3 protein-coding genes are annotated in these 1,746 nt (G+C 56.1%); all 3 read left to right on the forward strand.

What is annotated here, in order from left to right:
• Positions 1 to 182: 182 nt before the first annotated feature.
• Genes ACOCD2_RS18685 through ssb form a run of 3 tightly spaced genes read left to right on the forward strand, consistent with a single transcriptional unit; the run spans position 183 to position 1,579 of the window.
• Positions 183 to 683 (forward strand): hypothetical protein, encoded by a 501-nt coding sequence (locus tag ACOCD2_RS18685; protein WP_293650048.1) that lies wholly within the window; start codon positions 183 to 185, stop codon positions 681 to 683.
• A gap of 46 nt (positions 684 to 729) precedes the next feature.
• On the forward strand, positions 730 to 1,059 hold the full coding sequence (locus tag ACOCD2_RS18690; protein ID WP_293650049.1) for an MFS transporter: 330 nt from the start codon (positions 730 to 732) through the stop codon (positions 1,057 to 1,059).
• Between the two features lie 55 nt (positions 1,060 to 1,114).
• Positions 1,115 to 1,579, forward strand: coding sequence for a single-stranded DNA-binding protein (gene ssb, locus ACOCD2_RS18695; protein ID WP_293650050.1), 465 nt, complete (start codon positions 1,115 to 1,117; stop codon positions 1,577 to 1,579).
• Positions 1,580 to 1,746: the final 167 nt, after the last annotated feature.

The raw sequence follows: 1,746 nt of genomic DNA on the forward strand, positions 1-1,746 counted from the left end.
CCGCGTTTGGATGCCTACTTTGCTTCCCCTCTGGCGCTATGCGCACGACGGGTAAGCAGTGCGGCCTCGCGGCTACTGGGGTCTACCAGCCTTCGCTTCGCTCTCCATGGCTGGCAGCGGCCGCACTATCACCGGACAGTACCAGCATAACAGGATGGATCAAAGGGCCAGCCGGAGCACCTTTGACTGCGAATATTTCGGCAGCTCAACTGGAAGGCAGTACGTGGGTTACCAAAGCGCAGGTAAGCTCAGATCCGCAAACTGGCTACTACGCCTTTCCCGATCTTCCAGAAGGAAAATATCGCATCAAATTTGAAAGTAACAATTACGATATTGAAGTCTGGGACAAAGGAGACGGCGCAACAGACTATTCCCAAGGCAAGGATGTGGTCGTGTGGAAGGAAGACTATTTTTCACAAGGCGGAATCAATGCCACCTTGATGCACAAAGATGTCACTAGCGAATGCATCGCAGGGGACGACCTTAACCTGACAGGTTTTACGGTTGGCACTCACGATAGAACCACAACCGGAATGTTGGCCACATCACCTAATGCTGTGGTTCCAGAAGGTGCTATTGTAAAGCTCACAGCCGGTTCCGGGATCGGATTTGGTAAGCCTTTCAGCGTACACAATACAGGAATGCTCCAAGCAATCGTCGCTCCAGGCATATCCTGCCCCTGATCGTTGACCCTCACCCACCCACTTCAATACTTCAAATTTAAGTGGGATGGGTTTTTGGCTGTTTTCCTCCAGCATCTGGGGCCTGGGACTGCTGCTGCTGTTCTTCACCGGCTTCAACCTGCTGGAAGCAACCCTGCCGTCCCTGGTCTCCAAGCTGGCGCTCGGCGCAATCCGCGGTACGGCCATGGGCGTCTATTCCACCTCCCAGTTCAGCGGGGCTTTCGTGGGCGGCCTGCTCGGTGGCTGGGTGCATGCACGTTTTGGTGAAACCTCGGCCTTCCTGCTTGGCGCGGGCTTCATCCTGGCGTGGCTGCTCCTCGCCGGCAGCATGGAAGTCCCCGCCAAAACAGATGCAATTTCACCGGATGGGCGTTAAACTCTCGGGCTATTCATTTGCAAGTTTCAAGGACGAGAACCCCTGAGGAGGAAACATGGCATCAAGAGGCGTCAACAAAGTCATTCTGGTAGGCAATCTGGGCAAAGATCCGGAAACCCGTTACATGCCCAGCGGCGGTGCGGTGACCAATATCACCGTGGCCACATCCGAGACCTGGAAAGACAAACAGTCCGGTGAGCAGCAGGAACGCACCGAGTGGCATCGGGTGGTGTTCTTCAACCGCCTGGCGGAAATCGCCGGGGAATATCTGAAAAAAGGTTCCAAGGTCTATATCGAAGGCAGCCTGCGAACCCGCAAGTGGCAGGGACAGGACGGCCAGGACAGATACACTACTGAGATCGTCGCCAATGAGATGCAGATGCTGGACAGCCGGGGAGCAGGCGGCAGCACCGAATACTCCCGTCCGAACACCGCTCCGGCTCAAAACGCCCCCCAGGGTGGTAACGCACCCGCACAGGCCGGAGCAGCCGGTGACTTCGAAGACGACATACCGTTTTAGAGTACGGGAAACTTTGTCAGCCTTTCCGTGTCCCATTTGCTGCATAAATACAACCGCTGCCAGCCATGGAGAGCGAAGCGAAGGCTGGTAGACCCCAGTAGCCGCGAGGCCGCACTGTTTTCCCGGCGTGCCTTGCGCCAGAGGGAAAACAAAGTAGGCCTCCGAAC

This window comes from Thiolapillus sp. (assembly GCF_048562965.1).
In the GTDB taxonomy this organism is placed as follows: Bacteria; Pseudomonadota; Gammaproteobacteria; order Chromatiales; family Chromatiaceae; genus Thiolapillus; species Thiolapillus brandeum_A.